Genomic DNA, 19,833 nt, shown 5'->3' with positions numbered 1-19,833 from the left:
CCCCACCCCGACCCTCCCCCGCAAGGTGGGGGAGGGAGAGCCTTTCCCGACAGGACGAACGATGCCCGCCAACAAGAAGCTTCTCATCCTGCCCGGTGACGGCATCGGGCCGGAGGTGATGCGCGAAGTGCGCCGCCTGATCGACTGGATGGATCGCCGCCGCAGCGTCACCTTCGAGATCACCGAGGGCCTGGTCGGTGGCGCCGCGCTGGATGCCACCGGATCGCCCTGCCCGGATGAGACGGTGGCCGCGGCCAGTGCGGCCGATGCGGTGCTGTTCGGCTCCGTCGGCGGCCCGAAATGGGACAAGCTGCCCTTCGACAAGCGGCCGGAGCTCGGCATCCTGCGGCTGCGCAAGGATCTCGGCCTGTTCGCCAACCTCCGCCCCGCGGTTGTGCTCGACGCATTGATAGACGCCTCCGCGCTGCGGCCGGAACTGGTGCGCGGCCTCGACATCATGATCGTCCGCGAGACCACCGGCGGCATCTATTTCGGCGAGCCGCGCGGCATCCATGTGAACCAGCAGGGCAAGCGAGTCGGCATCGACACGGAAATCTATGACGAGGACGAGATCGCCCGCGTCGCCCGCGTCGCCTTCGACCTGGCGCGCAAGCGCCGCAATAAGATGACCAGCGTCGACAAGGCGAATGTCATGCAATCCGGCCGCCTGTGGCGCGCCGTGGTGGGTGAGGTCGGCGCCACCGAATATCCGGATGTCGAGCTGGAGCACATGTACGCGGACAACTGCGCCATGCAGCTCGCCTCGCGGCCCAAGCAGTTCGACGTGGTGCTCGGCGGCAATCTGTTCGGCGATGTGCTGTCGGACCTCGCTGCCGCGCTGACCGGCTCGCTCGGCATGCTGCCCTCGGCCACCATCGGCGCACTGCAATCCGATGGCCGCCGCCATGCGCTGTATGAGCCGATCCACGGCTCGGCGCCGGATATCGCCGGCAAGGGCATCGCCAATCCGAGCGCCCAGATTCTTTCTTTCGCCATGCTGCTGCGGCTGTCCTTCGGCATGGACGAGGATGCCACGCTGATCGAGCAGGCGGTGGAGAAGGTGCTCGGCGGCGGGCTGCGCACGGCCGACATCATGGCCCCCGGCATGGCCCGCGTGGGCACCACCGTGATGGGTGAAGCGGTGCTGCGGGAGCTCGAAAAACTCTCTGCATAGAATTGCGGATGGCGGGGTTGCACGATCCAAAAGCCCCCGCTATCTAGCGCTTCCCGTACGGACCCGTAGCTCAATTGGATAGAGCACCAGACTACGAATCTGGGGGTTAGGGGTTCGAGTCCCTTCGGGTCCGCCACGGGTTAACTTGCTGAAGAAAAGGCCGGATCTTTGATCCGGCCTTTCTGCGTTTCAGCGGTTCTTTACACGCCGGAACAGGCGCGGTGGATGAACAGTCCGTCGTGGTGGCTGGCGAAGTGCTGGAACAGCTTGCGGTCCTCCCGCGTCAGCTCCAGAAGCTGCTCGCAGGTCTCGCTTGTCAGGCTCATGCGGCCCTGGCCGGCGGTCACGTTCTCGCGCCCCGGAACCTGCGGTGCCAGGCCCAGCCATTGATGCAGGCGTTGCGAGACATCGGGCAGGCGGGCAGTGGTGCCGACCAGGGCGTAGTGGTTCTCGAGAACCGGAATCGCCTCCGCCGCCGTGTCGCGGCCGGTCAGCTGCCGGCAGGCCTCGGCGGCCAGTTCCTGGCCGGAATCGGCGATGAACTCGGCGAAGCCGCGGTTGCGGAAGCTCGCATGCAGCGGGTGGTCTTCCCAGGTGGACATGTAGTTGAAGGCGGACACCAGGCGGGCCACCGGGTCCCGCAGCACGGTTGCGAAGCGGGCGCCGGGGCGGGCGCGGGCCTTCGCCTCCTCGAAGGTGAAGTGCCCGCTCACCATGCTGTAGGGCGCCACCTGTCCCGGGCGCATCGCCGCGAATGCCTGCTGCGCGGCGCTGTCACCAATCCGCAGCACGCTGCCGGCGGGCAGGGCGCGTTCCAGCGCGGCGTGCAGGGCGAAGCCGCCGGTCTTGGGCAGGTGAACGAAGATCAGCTGCACCGGAGGCGGCGAAATCGTCGGATCGTCTTGCGACATGGGCGGGCGAAACTCCAATTGTGTCCGCGCCGTTATACCAGATGTTGCGACCCGCGCCCGCGCGAGGCGGGTGAGCGCCCAGGGGGCAGCGATGTGCCGGCGCGTGAGGACGGACCAGCCGCGATCCGCGGCATTGGCATCAGGCCATTTCACCTGCGGTGCCGCGGGCCGGCGGATGGTTCCGGCGGTGCCACGGCAGGCCGGAGCGGGCTTCGCCGGGCCGCCATCGGATCGGTAACCCGGATCAGCTCTGGCGCGGACGCAGGAAGGCCCAGACCACCAGCACGAAGCCCGCCAGCCAGAGCACGCCGACGATCCAGGGCCGCCAGGCCATCAGCGCCGGCAGCCAGCCCGCCGGGCGGGGTGCGTCCGGGTAATCCACCCGCAATTGCGGCCCTGGCGTGCTGGACCAGGCCAGCGCCACGCCCTGCCCATCCAGCAGTGCCACATCCCCCCGGTCGAGCCGCGGGGCCGCCGCGGGCAGCAGCGGCGGCGGGCCGATCGGCCGCAGCCACAGCCCCGGCTGCCCGCCCGCCGTGACCAGCTGCACCGAGATGGCCCGCGCCACCCCGCCCAGTTCCAGTACCGGCCGCCCGGCGCGGTTCGAAAGCTGGATGCGGCCGGCATCGAAGCGCAGCACCGGGTCGCTACCCGAAGGCGGCTCGAAGGTGGCGGCGACGAAGGGGCCGGTGGGGCTGGCGGGCGTGCCGGGCTCGGCCAGCGTCACCCGCAGTGGCGCGGCGGCGGGCACCACCGCGCGCAGCACCCACAGCAGCGGGTTCAGCGCCTCCGCCACCAGCACGCCGCCCGGCGCATCCACCAGAACCTCCACCCCCGTGCCGAAGGCTGCAGGCAGGCCCAAGAAGTCGCGGGGCGCGCCCGCCGGCGCCAGGCGAAGCTGGCTGCCCGGCAGAAGCTGCGCCGGCCCGCTGGCCGTGGCGCGCTGCAACACCACCTCGATGCGGTTCTGGGCCGCCAGGGCCTCGCCCGGCACCGGCAGGGCGATGCGGCCCTGGCCGTCCGCCGTCAGGGTGGTGCTGCCGAGGATCACGTCGTTCAGCAGGATGGTCGCCACGCCCGGCGCGCCGGCGGGGTCGGGGGCGGCGCGCAGCAGCACCTCCAGCCCGCTGGGCTGCGTGCCGGGCGGCAGGTCGCGCAGGCTGAAGCTGAGGTTCCAGGCGGCGCGCGCCGTTTCCTGCGGTGCCAGGCTGCCGCGCAAGGCGGTGAAGGGCAGGCTGGTGGGTGGTTCGGCCGCTGGCGCGACCTCCGTCGCCGCGCCTCCGGTCAGGCGTTCGGCCAGCGCCAGGCCGCGCCAGGGGCTGTCCAGCAGCCGCGCCAGGCTTTCCGGCGTGGCGCCTCCCAGGCTCAGTACGGGCAGCCCGTTCACCAGCCGCACCGTCGCGGCTTCCGCCCCTTCGCCCACCAGCACGGCGCCGTTGGCCCACAGCCGGGTGCCGCCACGGCCAGCCAGCGCCACGCCGGGCGGGGCGCTGGCGATGGTCGCCTGCCGCCCCGAAGCCGCCAGGGCCAGGCCGATGCGAAGCGCCGCGGCAGCCTCCGTCGCCGAAATCGGGCCGGGGCGGAGCAGCACCTGCGTGACCGGCGGCAGCAGCCCGAACAGGGCGGCGACGGAAAGCTGGCCGGGGTCGGGCAGCAGCAGCGCCAGGTGGCTTGCGGGCAGCAGGGTGGCGCTGGCCTGATCGGTATCCCCCAGCAGGCGCAGGCCGAGGCGCAGCTCCGTCTCGGCCAGATCGGCCTCCGCCAATGCGACATCGAGTGTCAGGCGGCTGCTGCCGGGCGGGAAGGCCGTGCTGCCCAGCAGGCGGCCATTGGCGCGCAGTTCCACCGCATGGCGGCCGGGGAAGGGGGCCGAAAGCTCGAACTCCAGCGCCAGCCGCGCGGCAAGGCCGGGCACGCCGCGCGGCAGCGGGAAACTCGCCTCGGTGCCAGCGGCATCGAAGCCGAGACCGGTCGGCAGGCCGATCTCCCCGAGGGTGAGCCTGCGTTGCAGGGGGGCCGCTTCCGCAGTCGCGGAGGGGGCCACGGACGGGGCCACGGGGGCCGCCGCCGCTGGTAGCTGCGCGGCGGGTGCGGGCGGTTCGGCCGGGGCGGGGGGTGGCGGCAGGGGGATCGGTTCTGCCGCTGGCGGCCCGCCACGTGGTTGCGCCACGGCATGCCCACCGCCTGCGAGCAGGACAAAGGCCAGGGCGGCATGGCGGAGCAGGGGGCGTGTGGCTCGCACGTTTCCTCGGTGGTTCGGATGCTGCGAAGCCCGCCCGGCACAGTCAACCGGCACAGGTGACGGTAAAGCCATGGCCTGCCAGGGCGGTGGGCGAATACTCCACCCACCTTGTGCCGCGGGCAAGCCGCCCGCGCCGCCCGACCCCCTTAATAGCCGCGTTCGGGCTGCGCCAGCAGCGGGAATGCCGAATGCACATGCGGCGGCACCGCCGGGGTCACGGCCGCCAGCATGGCCGGCTTGACCTCGGCGAAGCTGGTGGCGCCGAGCAGGCCGAGGCAGGTCTGCACCTCATCCTCCAGCAGTTGCAGCACACGCAGCACGCCTTCCTGCCCGGCCGCGGCCAGGCCGTAGCAATAGAGCCGGCCGAGCCCCACCATCTCCGCCCCCAATGCCACCGCCTTCACCAGATCCGAGCCACGGCTGATGCCGCCATCCATCCAGACCCGCGCGCGGCCGGACACCGCCTGCACCACCTCCGGCAGCACTTCGAGCGAGCCGCGGCCATGATCCAGCTGGCGGCCGCCATGGTTCGAGACATAGACAACCTCGATGCCATGCTCGACCGCGATCTCCGCATCCTCCCCGGTGCCGATTCCCTTCAGGATGAGCGTCACATCCGGATGCGCCGCGCGGACGCGGGCGATATCGGCCCAGGATAAAGCGGCCTGGTAGTTCATGCCGGAAGACCGCGCCCGCCAATGCTTGACGAAGCGCTTCGCGATGTCGCGCTCGCGGCGGCTGTAATGGGCGGTATCCACCGTGATGGCGAAGGCGTCGTAGCCCGCATCCATGGCGCGGCGGATATGTTCGTCGATGAAGTCCGGCCCGCCGCGGACGTAGAGCTGAAAGACCTTGGCGCCGTCCGGATTGGCCTGGGCGGAGCCTTCCAGCCCCGGCTCCGTCACGCTGGAAACGATGATCGGCACGCCGAATTCCGCCGCCGCGCGGCCGGCCGTGGCGGCGCCGCCCGGATCGAAGCTGTCCAGTGACCCAACCGGGGCGAGTGCCACCGGCAGCCGGATGCGCCGCTTGCCGAGGAAATCGCCGCTGCTGTCCACGGCGCTGACATCGCGCAGCACACGCGGCTTGAAGGCCCAGGAATCGAGCGCGGCGCGGTTGCGCAGCATGGTGGTCTCGGTCTCGGTCGCACCGACCAGATAGTCCCAGATATTGGCGTTAAGGCGGATCTTCGCCGCCTTCACCAACTCATGCAGCGTCTGGAACCGTTGCTGTGCTTCCGTCGACATTTCCCACCCCTTGGACATTGGCGGCGCAGTCTGCCCCGCCGGCCCCGAGCTTCCTACCCCCGTGCCTGGCGCAAGGTGGCAAGGATGGCCTGCGCGCGGGGCAGGGCTGCCAGGGTGGAGACCGGCACCGGCAGGCGCAAACGCCAGTTCGGACGCTCCCGATCCGTACCCGGCAGGTTCACCGCCTGCGCCTCTCCGGCCAGATCCTCGGCCTGGGCCAGCAGCAGGGCGGAGGGGGTGGCGGCGACGAAGCCATGGATCGCGGCGGCGAGTGTATCCGTCATCGGGCCATCCGCGAGGGTGCCGGGGGGTAGCAGGCCGTGCTGGGCCAGCGCCTCGATCAGCGCCGCGCGGTCCGCGGCACGTTCGGCCTGTGCGGCCGCCACATCGGGCAGCAGGCCGAGCGTCGCGCGCTCGGCGATGTCCGCGCCGGTCCAGAAGCCTTCCAGCGTGGCGAGATCGTGCGTGGAGACGCAGGCGGCCGCACGCGCCGGCCAATGGTCCGGCGCGGTGAAGCGGGCGCCGTGCCGTTCGAACCAGAGCACGCGGTAGGACAGCACATCGGCCGATTGCAGCGCCTGGCCGATGCCCGCCGGCACCGTGCCCAGATCCTCCCCCACCACCAGACATTTCGCGTCCAGGCTTTCCAGAGCCAGCTGGCCCAGCAGATCCTCGAAAGGCTGGGCAAGGTAGGTGCCCTCAGACCCCCGGGCACCTTCCGGCACCAGGAACAGCCGCTTCAGGCCGAGCACATGGTCCACCCGCAGCGCCGCGGCGTGGCGCATATTGGCGCGGATCAGCCGGGCGAAGGGGGCGTGGCCGAGTGCTGCGCCATGGCGCGGATCGGGCGGCGGCAGGCCCCAGACCTGGCCATCCCGCGCGAAGGGATCGGGCGGCGCGCCGACCGAGAAGCCGGGCAGGAAGCGGCTGTCGCCGGACCAGATCTCGGCGCCATCCGGCGCGGCGCCCACCGCGAGGTCGCGATACAGCCCGGCGCCGGCGCGGCCAGCCTCGGCGAGCTGCGTATCGGCCACCCATTGCTGGAAGGCGGCGAAGCCGATGGCATCCGCGTGCCGGGCGCGGAAGTCCGCGAGGCCGGCATCGGCGCCGTGCTGCAAACCGGCGGGCCAGGCGCGCGAATCGCTGTGGCCGACATGGTCGGCGATGGCGACGAAGGTGCAGAAATGCTCCAGCGCCTCCCCGCCCGCCTGGCGGAAGGCAATGAGGTCCGGCGGTTCGTGCCGCAGCGCGCGCCAGGCGGCCAGCAGCACGCTGCGCTTGGCCTGCCAGACCGCCGCATGATCCACCGAACCGCGTGCGGCCAGCGCCTGGAACACCGGCAGGGCCGCAGCGAACTCCGGCAGGTCGCCGGCGCCCGGCAACGCCGTCACGTCGATGAAGATCGGGTCGAGGAAGCGGCGGTCGGAGGGGTGGTAGGGGCTGGCGCGGCTGCGGTCGGTCGCGAACAGCGCATGCGGCGGGCTGAGGCCGGCCACCATCGCGCCCTGCGCCTGTGCCATGCGGGCGAATTCCGCGACGGCGGAGAAATCGCCGATCCCCTGGTCCCGCGCGCCGCGCAGCCCGTAGATCTGCGCCGAGATCCCGAAGCCGCGGCCGCCGCCGGCGAGCTTCGGCGGCATGTAGCAGCGCGCGGGAGCCACGCTGAGCAGGCAGGTGCGGTCTGGCGCAGCCTCATCGAACAGGCGGTGGCGGCCCGGCGGCAGGGGCGGCAGCGCCACCAGGCGCTGCGCCGCGGCGCGCCCATCGGGCAGCGTCAGGCGTTGCGTGGTGCCGGCCTCGGGCGGCACCGGAATGCGCTGGCTGCGGCCATCCTCGGTGTCGAGCCGCAGCATCACCGGCCGGTCGGAGAGCGGCAGCGGCACCAGCGGTGGCGTGCCGCCACGATGGCTGAACGAGGCCGGAAGGCCGGGCGGCGCCGAGAGCGCATCGAGGCTGCCGCGGATCGCCGCGGCATCCTCCGCCGGCAGTCCGAGCGCGCCGAGCAGGGCGCGCAGCGTGCTGGCCGGTACCACGCTGCGCGGGCCGGAGATCGGGTGCCATTCGGTGTCGATGCCGGCGGCGCGGGCCAGTCGCGCCAGGGATTCGTCGTCCCTGCGCGCCGGACGCGCGCTCCGCGTGGCGGGTTCCTCGGCCAGCAGCAGGACGGCGCGCGCGGGCAGGGTCGCGGGCAGGGCGGTGGCGGTGGGATCGGCGCTGTCGGCCAGCAGCCGCCAGCCATGGCCGGCGCGCGCCTCCGGCAGCGTCAGGGACTGGGCGATGCCAGCATTGAGCAGCAGCAGGCAGCGATCCCCCGCCGCATGCAGCAGGGCGCCGAGCGCCTGGCGGGATGGGTCGTGCCAATCTTCCGGCTGGATCGGCACGCCGTCCGGGCGCAGCCACTGCACATCCGGCAGGCCCGCCGCGTCCGGCAGGCCGGTCAGCGCCGCCGTGCCGTGCAGTGCCGGATGCGCCAGCCGGGCGGCGACCAGCCGCGCGGTGAAGTCGCAAAGCGCCGCATCCATCCCGGCCCAGTCAAACCAGCTGCGGGCCGTGTCCTGGGCATAGGCGTTGTTGTTGCCACCCTGGCTCCGCCCGGCCTCATCGCCCATCGCCAGCATCGGCGTGCCGCGCGCCAGCAGCAGCGTTGCCAGCAGCGCGCGCATGTCCCGCTGGCGGCGGGCGAGGATGGCGGGGTTGTCGCTCGGTCCCTCCGCGCCGCAGTTCCAGGACGTGTTGTCCCAGGTGCCGTCGCGATTATCCTCGCCATTGGCGTGGTTGGCCTTGCCGGCGTAGCTGACCAGGTCGGCAAGGGTGAAGCCGTCATGCGCCGTGATGTAGTTCACGCTGTCCGACAGCGGCCGCCCGACAAAGGTATCGGCCGACCCGGCCAGCCGCGTCGCCAGCGCGCCGATGCGGCCGGAATCGCCGCGCCAGAAGCGACGCACATCGTCGCGGAAACGATCATTCCACTCGCCCCAGCCAGCGGGAAACCGGCCGAGCTGGTAGCCCTCCGCGCCGATGTCCCACGGCTCGGCGATGATGGTGAGGTTTCGCAGCACCGGGTCCTGCCGCATCGCCTGCAGCAGCGGCGCCTGCGGGTCGAAGCCGGCCTCGCGCCGCCCGAGCGTGGTCGCCAGATCCAGCCGGAAGCCATCCAGCCCGGCCTGTTCCGCCCAATGCCGGAAGGCATCCATCACCAGCCGCAGCGGCCAGTGGCGGTCGAGCGCCAGGGTGTTGCCGCAGCCGGCATCGTTGACGTAGCGGCGGCCATCCTCCGGCAGCAGGCGGTGGAAGGCGGCATTGCCCAGGCCGCGCAGCGACAGGGTCGGGCCGAGCTCGTCACATTCCCCGGTATGGTTGAACACCACATCCTGCACCACGGCGATGCCGGCTTCGTGCAGCGCCCCGATCGCCGCCCGCACCTCCGCCATGCCACCCGGCGCGAGCCGCGGATCGGGCGCCAGCAGCGCCACCGGGTTGTAGCCCCAGTAATTGGTCAGGCCGAGCGGCGGCAGGTGGCGTTCATCCACCCAGGCGGCGGCCGGCAGCAATTCCACCATGGTCACGCCGAGGCGCTTCAGATGCGCCACGCTGGCGGCATGGCCGAGGCCGGCGAAGGTGCCGCGCAGGCTCTCCGGCACCGCAGGATTGGATTGCGAGAAGCCCTTCACATGCAGCTCGTAGATCACCTGCGGCCCGCCGGGCGCGCGGCCCGGCGCGGCGGGCAGCGGCGCGGCGAGGAGGGTCTTCGGCAGATGCGGCGCGCTGTCGCCGTCACTCGGCGACTCGCCGGTGTCGAACAGGCTCGGGTGCAGCACGAAGGGCCGGTCGAGCGCCCTGGCCCAGGGGTCCACCAGCAGCTTCTGCGGGTTGAAGCGATGCCCGCGCCAGGGCTGCCATGGCCCCTCCACCCGCAGCCCATAGCGCAGGCCATGGGTGAGGCCACCGATGTGGCCGTGATGCACATCTCCGGTGCGGCCGGGCAGGCGGATGCGCGCCACCTCCCTGTCCTGGGCGTCGAAGATGCAGACCAGCACGGCGGTGGCGTCGGGCGCCGGAAAGGCGAAGTTCGCGCCGAGTTCGTCCAGCGTCGCGCCCAGCGGCTCGGGGAGGCCCTCTGCCGCCTCAGCGCGCATGCGTGACGACATCCTTGTACAGCGCCGCATAGCGCGCGGCGGACCGGGTCCAGGACACGTCGCAGCGCAGCGCATTGGCCTGGAGCTTGTTGAAGACCCGCTTGTCCCGCCACAGCGCGGCCATGCGCAGCACCGCGGCCTCCAGCATCTCCCGCGTCACCGGGGAGAAGTGCAGCCCGGTGCCCTGGCCTTCGGCCAGCGCCATCTCATTCGCGTCGATCACACTGTCCGACAGCCCGCCGACATGGGCGACCAGCGGCAGCGCGCCGTAGCGCAGAGCGCAAAGCTGGGCGAGGCCGCAGGGCTCGAAGCGGCTCGGCACCAGCACCACATCGGCGCCGGCATAGATCTGCCGGGCCAGCGCCTCGTCATAGCCGATCTCATGGCCGACCCGGCCGGGATTGGCCCCGGCGGCGGCGCGACAGGCGGCCTCCAGCTCCGGCTCACCGGTGCCGAGCACGGCGAGCTGGGCGCCCTGGCCCAGCATGGTGCCCAGCGAACCGAGGATGAGATCCACGCCCTTCTGCCAGGTCAGCCGCCCGACGAAGCCGAACAGCAGCGCGTCCGGGTCCTCATCCAGCCCAAGCCGGCGCTGCAGCGCGGCCTTGTTGATGGCGCGCGGCTTCGGATTGCTGGCGCTGAAATTCGCCGGCAGCAGCTTGTCCTTCGTGGGGTCCCAGGCGGCCTCATCGATGCCGTTGAGAATGCCGGAGACCGCGCCCGCCCGCCCGCGCAACAGCCCATCCAGCCCCATGCCCATCTCCGGCGTGCGGATCTCGGCGGCATAGGTGGGGGAGACGGTGGTGATGCGGTCCGCGTACCACAGCCCGGCCTTGAGGAAGCCGGTGGTGCCGAAATACTCGACACCCTCCACCGCCAGCGCCTGCGCCGGCAGGCCGAGCAGCGGGAACAGCGCCAGCGGGAATTTCCCCTGGAAGGCCAGGTTATGCACGGTGAAGACGGAAGGCACGCGCTTCGGTGCATAGCGCAGATAGGCCGGCGCGAGCCCCGCCTGCCAGTCATGTGCGTGCACCACGTCGAAGTTCAGGGCGCGGATGCCGCCCGTCGCGACCAGCGACGCCATCGCGCCGAGGGCTGCGAAGCGCACGCCATTATCCGCCCATTCGCCGCCCTGCGGCGACAGGTACGGGTTGCCCGTGCGGGCGAACAGGTGCGGCGCGTCGATGGCGATGATGTCCATCCCCGCCACCTCCCCACGCTGCAATCGCGCTGGGCCGCCGAACAGGTCATCGACCCGTCGCAGCGCGCGTCCCCCGCCCATCGCCGCCATCACCGCCGGATAGCCCGGCAGCAGCGTGGTGACCCGTACGCCCTGCTCGGCGAGTGCCGCCGGCAGAGCGCCCACCACATCCGCCAGGCCGCCGGTCTTCACGAGCGGCACGCATTCGGAGGCGACGGAAAGGACGCGCAGGCTCATGCCTCCAGCTTGTCGAGCATGGCCTGGGTCACCAGGCAGATGCCCTTCTCCGTGCGCCGGAAGCGCTTGGCATCCAGGATCGGGTCCTCGCCGATCACCATGCCCTCCGGGATACGCACGCCCCGATCGACCACCACATTGGTCAGCCGCGCGCCGCGGGCGACATCGACATAGGGCAGTAGCACGCCACCATCGACCTTGGTGTAGGAATGCATATGCACGCCGGTGCACAGCAGTGACCGCCGCGCGCTGCCGCCGGAGACGATGCAGCCACCCGAGACTAGGGAGGCGATCGCCTCGCCACGGCGTCCTTCCACGTCATGCACGAACTTCGCCGGCGGCACGACTTCGGCATAGGTCCAGATCGGCCAGTCGCGATCGAACAGGTCGAGGCCCGGGACCACATCCGTCAGGTCGATATTGGCTTCCCAATAGGCATCGATGGTGCCCGCGTCGCGCCAATAGGGCGCGGCTTCCTGGCTGGAGCGGACGCAGGACCGTTCGAACCGGTGCGCCACCGCCTTACCGTGCTTGACCAGGTAGGGGATGATGTTGTGGCCGAAATCCCGCTGGCTGTCCGGGTCCGCGGCATCGCGGCGCAGCTGTTCGAACAGGAATTTCGTCTCGAAGACGTAGATGCCCATGGAGGCGAGCGCCAGATCTTCCCGCCCCGGAATGCCGGGCGGGTCCTTCGGCTTCTCCAGGAACGCCACGATATTGGCATTGGTGTCCACATGCATCACGCCAAAGGCCGTGGCCTCCATCCGCGGAACGGCGATGCAGCCCACCGTCACATCGGCGCCGGATTCCACATGCTGCTGCAGCATGTGCTCGTAATCCTGCTTGTACACATGGTCGCCGGCCAGGATGACCATGTGGCGCGGCGCCAGATCCTCGATGATGTCGATGTTCTGATACACGGCGTCCGCGGTGCCGAGGTACCAGTTCTGCCCATCGCCACGCTGGCTGGCGGGCAGGATATCGAAGGTCTCGTTGCGTTCCGGGCGCAGGAAGTTCCAGCCGCGCTGCAGGTGGCGGATCAGGCTGTGCGCCTTGTACTGCGTGGCCACCGCGACGCGGCGGATGCCGGAATTGATCGCGTTGGACAGCGCGAAGTCGATGATGCGGGACTTGCCGCCGAAAAACACCGCGGGCTTGGCCCGGCGGTCCGTCAATTCCATCAGGCGGCTACCCCGGCCACCTGCCAGTACGAAGGCCATGGCAGTACGGGCCAGGGGCGCAGAGGCCTGGCTACGGCTGTTCGGCATGGTCTTCTCCCTCAGTTTCGTTCTCGAGATGCTCCGGCATCAGATAGATGGTTGCCAGCGGAGGCAACACCACGACGGCCGAGGCGGGGAAGCCGTGCGCGGGCAGGTTTTCAGCCACCACACGCCCGAGATTGCCCATGCCCGAACCGCCGAAACCCGTCGCGTCGGTATTCAGCACTTCTCGCCACACACCTGCCTGCGGCAAGCCGAAGCGTAGATGTAACCTCGGAACGGGTGTGAGGTTGCACAACACCGCAACGGGTTTTCCACCTTCGCCATCCATCCGCAGCCAGCTGAACACGGAATGCTCCGCGTCATCCGCGTCGATCCAGCGGAAACCCTCCGGAATTGCATCCCCTGCATGCAGGGCGGGTATCTCCCGGTAGATCTGGTTGAGTTCGCGAACCAGGTTCTGCACGCCCTGGTGGGTGCCGAATTGCAGCAGCCACCAATCCAGTTCCCGGGATTCGGACCATTCGCGCCACTGCGCGATCTCGTCGCCCATGAACAGCAGCTTCTTGCCGGGGTGGCCGTACATGAAGCCGTAATAGGCGCGCAACGTCGCGAAGCGCTGCCAGTCGTCGCCCGGCAGGCGCCCAAGCAGCGATCCCTTGCCGTGCACCACCTCGTCATGGCTGAGCGGCAGCACGAATTTCTCGGAATGGGCATAGACCATGCCGAAGGTCACCAGGTTGTGGTGCCAGCGGCGGTGCAGCGGATCCAGCGCGATGTAGCGCAGCGTGTCGTTCATCCAGCCCATGTTCCACTTGAACTGGAAGCCGAGCCCGCCGGATTCGGCCGGATGCGTGACCCCGGGCCAGGAGGTTGCCTCCTCCGCGAATATCGCCGCACCGGGCGCTTCCTCCGCCACCAGGGCGTTCACCTGGCGCAGGAAGGCGACGGCCTCGTGGTTTTCCGTGCCGCCTTCGTCATTCGGAATCCAGTCGCCGGGCGCCCGGCCGTGGTCGAGATGCACCATGGTGGAAACCGCATCCACGCGCAGCCCGTCGGCGTGAAATTCCTGCGTCCAGTACAGCGCGTTGGAGGCGAGGAAGCCCGCCACCTCGCGCCTGCCGAAATCGAAGGTCGCGGTGCCCCAGCCCTTGTGGAAACCACGCTTCGGGTCCGGGTGTTCGTACAGCGCATTGCCGTCGAAGCGGATCAGCCCGTGCTTGTCCTGCGGGAAATGCGCCGGCACCCAATCCAGGATCACGCCCAGATCATGGTCGTGACAGGCCTGGACGAAGCGCTTCAGCCCGGCCGGGTCGCCCATCCGCGCGGTGGGGGCGTGCAGCCCGATCGGCTGATAGCCCCAGCTTTCATCCAGCGGATGCTCCATCACCGGCATCAGCTCGACATGGGTGAAGCCCATCCAGGCGACATAGGGCACCAGGGCGGTGATCAGATCGTCCCAGGAATAGAAGCGGCCATCGGGGTGGCGGCGCCAGGACGGGGCATGCACCTCATAGATCGCGATCGGCGCGCGGGCCGATTGGCGCGCACCGCGCCGCGCCAGGAAGTCGGCATCCTGCCAGGGGAATTCCGCATCCGCCTGTACCAAGGATGCGGTGGCCGGGCGAAGCTGCGCGGCACGGCCGAAGGGGTCCGCCTTCAGCGGCTGCACCTCGCCATCGGGGCCGAGGATTTCAAACTTGTAGGCAGCGCCCGCGCCAAGGCCCGGCAGGAAGATCTCCCACAACCCACTATCGACGCGCTTGCGCATCGGGTGGCGGCGGCCGTCCCAGGCGTTGAAATCGCCAACCACGGAAACCCGCTTCGCATTCGGCGCCCAGACCGCGAAGCGCGTGCCCTGCACGCCTTCATGCACCACCACATGCGCGCCCAGGCGTTCATGCAGCCGGCGATGCGTGCCCTCCACCAGCAGATGGTCATCGAGCGGGCCGAGCGTCGGGCCGAAGCGGAACGGGTCCTCCAGCTCCCAGGTGCCGCCGTCATTCTCGGCACGCAGGCGATAGGCGAAGGGCAGGCGGCGTCGCGGCAGCTTTCCCTCGAAGATGCCGGCGCCGTCGCGCTGGTCGAGCGGCACCGGCGGGCCGCCTTCCGCCGGCAGCACGTACAGCCTTGCGGCATCCGGCACGAAGGCGCGGACCACAAGGCCGCCACCTTCCGGCCCAGCCGGCACCTCATGCGGCCCAAGCCAGGCGAAAGGGTCGCCATGGCGGGCGTTAAGCAGCGCCTCAAGCTCGGCCGCTGGCATCTGCCAGGCTTCCATCATGGGCGCTTCACCTTCATCCGTGGGCAGGGCTTCGCTTGACACAGGCACGTTCCAGATCTCCTCCGCATATTCCGCGATGGTGCGGTCGGAGGAGAACCAGGCGACATTGGCGGTGTTCAGCACGGCGGATTTCCACCAGGCGGCGGGGTTGTGCCAGTGATCGTCGACGCGGCGCTGCGCGTCGAAGTAGCTGTCGAAATCCGCGCTCACCAGGAAGTAGTCGGAGGCACGGAGCGAGGCGACCAGCTCGCGGTAGCGGGTCGGGTCGTCGGGGGAGAAGACGCCCGCCTCGATCTGCTCCAGCGCTTCCTGCAGCCGGCGCGACCGCGCAATGGCGGCCGAGCCCTGGATACCCTCGGCACGGTGCTTGGCCACTTCATCGGTCGTCAGGCCGAAGATGAAGATGTTGTCGTCGCCGACATGTTCCTTGATCTCGACATTGGCGCCGTCGAGCGTGCCGATGGTCAGCGCGCCGTTCAGCGCCAGCTTCATGTTGCCGGTGCCTGATGCCTCCATGCCCGCCGTGCTGATCTGCTCGGACAGGTCGGCCGCGGGCACGATCATTTCGGCGAGCGAGACGTTGTAGTTCGGCAGGAACACCACCTTCAGCAGGTTGCGCACCGTGGGGTCGCTGTTCACCACGCGGGCCACGTCATGTGCCAGCTTGATGATCAGCTTCGCCCGGTGGTAGCTGCTCGCTGCCTTGCCGGCGAAGATCTTGACCCGCGGGGTCCAGTTCTTCGTCGGCTGGCTGCGGATTTCGTCATACAACGCAACTGCCTCGATAACGTTCAGCAGTTGGCGCTTGTATTCGTGGATGCGCTTGATTTGGACGTCGAACAGCGCGTCCGGGTCCAGCTTGAGCTGGTACTGGTCCCGCACCAGGGCTGCCAGCGCCTGCTTGTTGGCGCGCTTCACGGCGGCGAATTTCTGCTGGAAAACCGCATCCGTGGCCAGTGGGCGCAGCTTCTCCAGCGCCTGCGGATTGTCCAGAACCCCCGGCCCGCAGGCTTCCACCAGCAGCCCGGTCAGGCCCGGATTGCATTGCTGGAGCCAGCGCCGGAAGGTGATGCCGTTGGTCTTGTTGGTCAGACGCCCCGGGAACAGGTGGTGGAAATCCGCGAACACCGTCTGCTTCAGCAGTTCCGAATGCAGCGCGGAGACGCCGTTGACCTTGTGCGAGCCGACCACGGCCAGATGGCCCATCCGCACGCGCCGCCCATGCCCTTCCTCGATCAGGGAGACGGAGGACAGCAGCCGCCCATCGCCCGGATTGCCGCTCCGCACCTCATCCAGGTGGAAGGCGTTGATCAGGTAGATCAGCTGCATGTGGCGTGGCAGCAGCCGCTCCATCAATGGAACCGGCCAGCTTTCCAGCGCCTCGGGCAGCAGCGTGTGGTTGGTGTAGCTGATCGTGCGGCGCGTGATGTTCCAGGCCTCGTCCCATGCAATGTCATGCAGATCGACCAGGATGCGCAAAAGTTCCGCGACCACGATGGCGGGGTGCGTGTCATTCAGCTGGATCGCCACGCGATCGGGCAGGGACCGGATATCGCCATAGACGCGCATATGCCGGCGAACCAGGTCCTGCAGCGCGGCGGAGGAAAAGAAGTATTCCTGCCGCAGCCGCAATTCCTGCCCGGCGGGACTTTCATCGGAAGGGTAGAGCAGCTTCGAGATGCTCTCCGCGCGTACCTTCTCGCTGAGCGCGCCGATATGGTCGCCGGAATTGAACGCCTCCAGCTTCAGCGCATCCGTGGCGCGTGCCGACCAAAGCCGCAGCGTGTTCACATGCGCGCCGCGCCAGCCGACGATGGGCGTGTCATAGGCCACCGCCTGCACCGTCTCGCCCGGCTTCCAGACGAGCTTCACGCTGGCCTCGGAGACGGCCACGGCCTCCACCACGCCACCGAAGCCGATGGTGTGGGAGATTTCCGGCCGGGCGAATTCCCACGGATTGCCGAAGTTCAGCCAGTCCTCGGGGAATTCATGCTGCCAGCCATCGCGGATGATCTGGCGGAACAGGCCATGGTCGTAGCGGATGCCGTAGCCGAAGGCCGGAATGCCCAGCGAGGCCATGCTCTCCATGAAACAGGCCGCGAGCCGGCCGAGGCCGCCATTGCCGAGCGCCGCATCCGGCTCCGCGATCCGCAGCTTCTCCGGGTCCACGCCGAGCGGCTCCAGCGCATCGCGGATGGCGCCGACCAGGCCCAGGTTGGACACGTTGTCGCGCAGCAGCCGGCCGATCAGGAACTCCAGGCTCAAATAATAGACCTGCTTGGCGCCGGACTGGTAGGTGGCCCGCGTCAGGTCGATCCAGCGATCCACGATCCGGTCCCGCACCGCCAGGGCGGTGGCGATGAACCAGTCGCGATCCCGTGCGCCGAGCCGGCTTTTGCCCAGATCATAGGTCAGCTTGTGCAGGATGGTCTCGCGCAGCGCGGCGGCATCATCCGCCGGCATCCGAGTGGGCGCGGCGGCGAGGCTCGGTGTCGTCGGGGTGTCCATCTTGTCTCGGCTCCTGGGGGCAGGCGTGATCGCACGCCGTTGGGACGATCGCGCCAACGACGCTGCTTTGCAGCAAATAGCAGGTGCCGCCAAATGAAAAAGGAGCACCTGCTTTCGCCCGCCGGTTGCGGGCAGCAGCCGTTAATCCGCGCTGAACCGCGCCATCGCGGCAAGGCCCAGGAAGGCCGGGGCAGGGTGCGTCACCACCGCCAAGGGAACATCGGCCATCCAGTGCCGCATCGGCGGCTTGGCCTCGAATTGTTCACGAAACTGCCGGGCATCCAGCATCGGCAGCAGGCGCGGCAGGATGCCGCCGGCGATGAACACGCCGCCGCGCGCGCCCCAGGCGAGCGCCATGTCACCGGCAAAGCCCGCCAGGAAGGCCAGGAAATGCGCCAGCGTCTCATCCGCCACCTTGCAGGTGCCGGCGGCGGCGACGATCGCGGCGGCATCGCGCGGTGGCGCGGCCACGCCCTGAAGATCGGCCACGATGGCGTGCAGGTTGACCAGCCCGCGGCCAGACAGCGCCTCCTCTGCCCCGGCGCGGCCGCAGCGGGCGCGCAGGCCGCTGATCACCGCATCCTCCCGCACCGTCTCCCCGGCCAGGCCGATATGGCCGCCCTCCGTCGGCACGGCGATCGGGCCGGAGGGGGAGGGCACCAGCCCGGCGGCGCCCAGCCCGGTGCCCGGGCCGACCACCAGCATCGGCGCATCGGCCACGGCCCGGCCACCGCCGATGCGGTGCACATCGCCCGCGCCCAGATGCGGCAGCGCATGCGCCAGCGCCAGGAAGTCGTTCACCAGCCGCACGCGCTTCATGCCGAAGCGATCCGCGATGGCGGCACTCGACAGCGCCCAGTTGGCGTTGGTCAGCCGCACCGGCTCCTCCAGCACAGGCCCGGCGAGCGCCAGGATGGCGCGCTCCGGCGCCGTGGCCGGCGCCAGGCGGCGGATTGCCTCCGCCATCGCATCCTCCGCGGTCGCGAAATCCGCCACGGGCAGGATGACGGGCTCCGAGGCCCGCCCAGCCTGCCACAGCGCGAAGCGGGCATTGGTGCCGCCGATATCCGCCAGAAGCGCGCTCAATAGGTGGCGCGCCCGCCGCTGATGTCGAAGACGCCACCGGTCGAGAAGGAACAATCGGGCGTCGACAGCCAGCAGATCAGGGCAGCGATCTCCTCCACCTCGACGAAACGGCCCATCGGGATCTTCGACAGCATGAAGGCGATATGGGCCTCCGTCATCTGGTTGAAGATATCGGTCTTGGCGGCGGCCGGCGTGACGCAGTTCACCAGCACGTTCTTCGTTGCCAGTTCCTTCGCCAGCGACTTGGTCAGCCCGATCAGCCCGGCCTTGCTGGCGGAGTAATGCGCGGCGTTCGGATTGCCCTCCTTCCCCGCGACGGAGGCGACATTCACCACGCGGCCCCAGCCATTCGCCACCAGATGCGGCACCAGCGCCTGGCACACCAGGAAGGGCGCGGTCAGGTTCACCTCCACCACGCGGCGCCATTGCGCGGCTGGGATATCCGCCACCGGCATGTTGCCACCGGTGATCCCGGCATTGTTCACCAGAATATCGATCTTGCCATGCGCGACCAGCGTCTTGGTCGTGGCCTCCGCCACCGCGACCTCATCCGCCAGGTCGAGGACCTGGGCGGAGACGGCGCCATCGGCGGCCAGCGCCGCGCGGCTTTCCTCCGCCTTGGCGGGGTCCGCATCCCAGATCGAGACGGCGGCGCCGGACTGGATCATCCGCCGCGCCACCGCCAGGCCGATGCCACGCGCACCGCCGGTGACAACGGCGACGCGGCCCTGCAGATCGAGCTTGTTCATGCGTTTTCTCCCATGCGATTCACGCCTCCGGTGCTCGTTGCCCTGCGGGCGCCTGCGCCCTCCAGCGACCGCATGGACCCCCGTCCCTCAACCACGACCGACGAAGGGCATCTTGGTGGCCATGATGGTCATGGTCAGCACGTTGGTCTCCAGCGGCCAGGCGGCCATCTGCGCGACCGCGCGGCCGACATGGTCCACCTTCATCAGCGGTTCCGCCTTGATCTGCCAATCGGCCTGCGGCACGCCCTTGGCCATGCGTTCCGCCATCGGCGTCGCCGCATTGCCGATATCGATCTGCCCCACGGCAATGTCGAAGCGGCGGCCATCGAGGTTCATGGATTTGGTCAGGCCGGTGACGGCGTGCTTGGTGGCGGTATAGGGTGCGCTACCCGGCCGCGGCGCATGGGCGCTGATCGAGCCGTTGTTGATGATGCGCCCGCCCATCGGGTCCTGCTTCGCCATCATGCGGAAGGCGGCATGGGCGCAGAGGAACACGCCGTTCAGGTTGACGTTGACCACCTTGAACCATTGTTCCGCCGTCAGTTCCTCGAACGGCGTGCCGGGCACGTTGTTGCCGGCATTGTTGAACAGCAGGTCCAGGCGGCCAAATTCTTTTGCGAGTGTCGCGAAGGCGGCGTCGATCTGGCCGGGGTCGGTGACGTCGGCCGGCAACACCAGGGTCTTGCCGCCGCCGCACATCCCGGCCGTCTCCTCCAGCGCGTCCTTGCGGCGGCCCAGCAGCGCCACCGTCCAGCCATCCTCGGCCAGCGCCAGCGATGCAGCGCGGCCGACGCCGGACCCGGCACCCGTCACCAATGCATATTTTTGAGCCATTCCC

Annotated in this window: 11 protein-coding genes, 1 tRNA gene and 1 pseudogene; 2 read left to right on the top strand and 11 right to left on the bottom strand. The window is 69.7% G+C overall.

What is annotated here, in order from left to right; all coding sequences use genetic code 11:
* Positions 1–61 precede the first annotated feature (61 nt).
* Both leuB and Q8S40_RS02480 read left to right on the top strand, forming a co-directional pair.
* Positions 62–1,174, top strand: a complete 1,113-nt coding sequence (gene leuB / locus Q8S40_RS02485) for a 3-isopropylmalate dehydrogenase (protein WP_305669172.1) — start codon at positions 62–64, stop codon at positions 1,172–1,174.
* Positions 1,175–1,233: 59 nt separating this feature from the next.
* Positions 1,234–1,310: transfer RNA gene (locus tag Q8S40_RS02480), tRNA-Arg, on the top strand.
* A 64-nt stretch (positions 1,311–1,374) separates the two neighbouring features.
* Here the strand turns inward: Q8S40_RS02480 and Q8S40_RS02475 are convergent.
* The 11 genes and pseudogenes from Q8S40_RS02475 to Q8S40_RS02430 all read right to left on the bottom strand — a co-directional run bounded on the left by Q8S40_RS02475 (position 1,375) and on the right by Q8S40_RS02430 (position 19,829).
* Entirely contained in the window at positions 1,375–2,049 is a 675-nt protein-coding gene (locus Q8S40_RS02475; RefSeq protein ID WP_305669171.1) for a hypothetical protein, read from the bottom strand.
* A 280-nt stretch (positions 2,050–2,329) separates the two neighbouring features.
* The gene (locus tag Q8S40_RS02470; protein WP_305669170.1) at positions 2,330–4,129 is read right to left on the bottom strand and encodes a hypothetical protein; all 1,800 of its coding nucleotides are present in this window, start codon (positions 4,127–4,129) and stop codon (positions 2,330–2,332) included.
* Between the two features lie 344 nt (positions 4,130–4,473).
* Positions 4,474–5,574, bottom strand: coding sequence for an alpha-hydroxy acid oxidase (locus tag Q8S40_RS02465; RefSeq protein WP_305669169.1), 1,101 nt, complete (start codon positions 5,572–5,574; stop codon positions 4,474–4,476).
* A 53-nt stretch (positions 5,575–5,627) separates the two neighbouring features.
* Positions 5,628–9,710: a glycogen debranching protein GlgX gene (glgX, locus tag Q8S40_RS02460; protein WP_305669168.1), complete on the bottom strand. Its 4,083-nt coding sequence runs from the start codon at positions 9,708–9,710 to the stop codon at positions 5,628–5,630.
* On the bottom strand, positions 9,700–11,142 hold the full coding sequence (gene glgA, locus Q8S40_RS02455; protein ID WP_371136791.1) for a glycogen synthase GlgA: 1,443 nt from the start codon (positions 11,140–11,142) through the stop codon (positions 9,700–9,702). The genes glgX and glgA overlap by 11 nt, the downstream gene beginning before the upstream one ends.
* Before the next feature lie 2 nt (positions 11,143–11,144).
* Entirely contained in the window at positions 11,145–12,416 is a 1,272-nt protein-coding gene (gene glgC, locus Q8S40_RS02450; protein ID WP_305669166.1) for a glucose-1-phosphate adenylyltransferase, read from the bottom strand.
* Positions 12,400–14,634, bottom strand: coding sequence for a 1,4-alpha-glucan branching protein GlgB (glgB, locus tag Q8S40_RS25220; RefSeq protein ID WP_408872165.1), 2,235 nt, complete (start codon positions 14,632–14,634; stop codon positions 12,400–12,402). The genes glgC and glgB overlap by 17 nt, the downstream gene beginning before the upstream one ends.
* 60 nt (positions 14,635–14,694) lie before the next feature.
* Positions 14,695–17,160, bottom strand: a pseudogene (locus Q8S40_RS25215) (glycogen/starch/alpha-glucan phosphorylase); the annotation flags it as partial.
* A gap of 141 nt (positions 17,161–17,301) precedes the next feature.
* Entirely contained in the window at positions 17,302–18,246 is a 945-nt protein-coding gene (locus Q8S40_RS02440) for a glucokinase (protein WP_305669164.1), read from the bottom strand.
* Complete coding sequence (locus Q8S40_RS02435; RefSeq protein WP_305669163.1) at positions 18,243–18,995, bottom strand: SDR family NAD(P)-dependent oxidoreductase; 753 nt, start codon at positions 18,993–18,995, stop codon at positions 18,243–18,245. Before Q8S40_RS02435 ends, Q8S40_RS02440 begins: the two co-directional genes overlap by 4 nt.
* 87 nt (positions 18,996–19,082) lie before the next feature.
* Positions 19,083–19,829, bottom strand: coding sequence for an SDR family oxidoreductase (locus tag Q8S40_RS02430; protein WP_305669162.1), 747 nt, complete (start codon positions 19,827–19,829; stop codon positions 19,083–19,085).
* Positions 19,830–19,833: the final 4 nt, after the last annotated feature.

Source organism: Falsiroseomonas sp. (assembly GCF_030695085.1).
In the GTDB taxonomy this organism is placed as follows: domain Bacteria; phylum Pseudomonadota; class Alphaproteobacteria; order Acetobacterales; family Acetobacteraceae; genus Falsiroseomonas.
Note: the sequence above shows the minus strand (reverse complement) of the source record. Positions and strands in the feature narration are given on the sequence as shown.

Excerpts from the sequence above, each read along its gene's own strand:
- glgB (WP_408872165.1), bottom strand. The coding sequence starts at position 14,634 with ATGCCAGCGGCCGAGCTTGAGGCGCTGCTTAACGCCCGCCATGGCGAC.
- leuB (WP_305669172.1), top strand. The coding sequence starts at position 62 with ATGCCCGCCAACAAGAAGCTTCTCATCCTGCCCGGTGACGGCATCGGG.
- glgX (WP_305669168.1), bottom strand. The coding sequence starts at position 9,710 with ATGCGCGCTGAGGCGGCAGAGGGCCTCCCCGAGCCGCTGGGCGCGACG.
- Q8S40_RS02435 (WP_305669163.1), bottom strand. The coding sequence starts at position 18,995 with ATGAACAAGCTCGATCTGCAGGGCCGCGTCGCCGTTGTCACCGGCGGT.
- Q8S40_RS02430 (WP_305669162.1), bottom strand. The coding sequence starts at position 19,829 with ATGGCTCAAAAATATGCATTGGTGACGGGTGCCGGGTCCGGCGTCGGC.
- Q8S40_RS02465 (WP_305669169.1), bottom strand. The coding sequence starts at position 5,574 with ATGTCGACGGAAGCACAGCAACGGTTCCAGACGCTGCATGAGTTGGTG.
- glgC (WP_305669166.1), bottom strand. The coding sequence starts at position 12,416 with ATGCCGAACAGCCGTAGCCAGGCCTCTGCGCCCCTGGCCCGTACTGCC.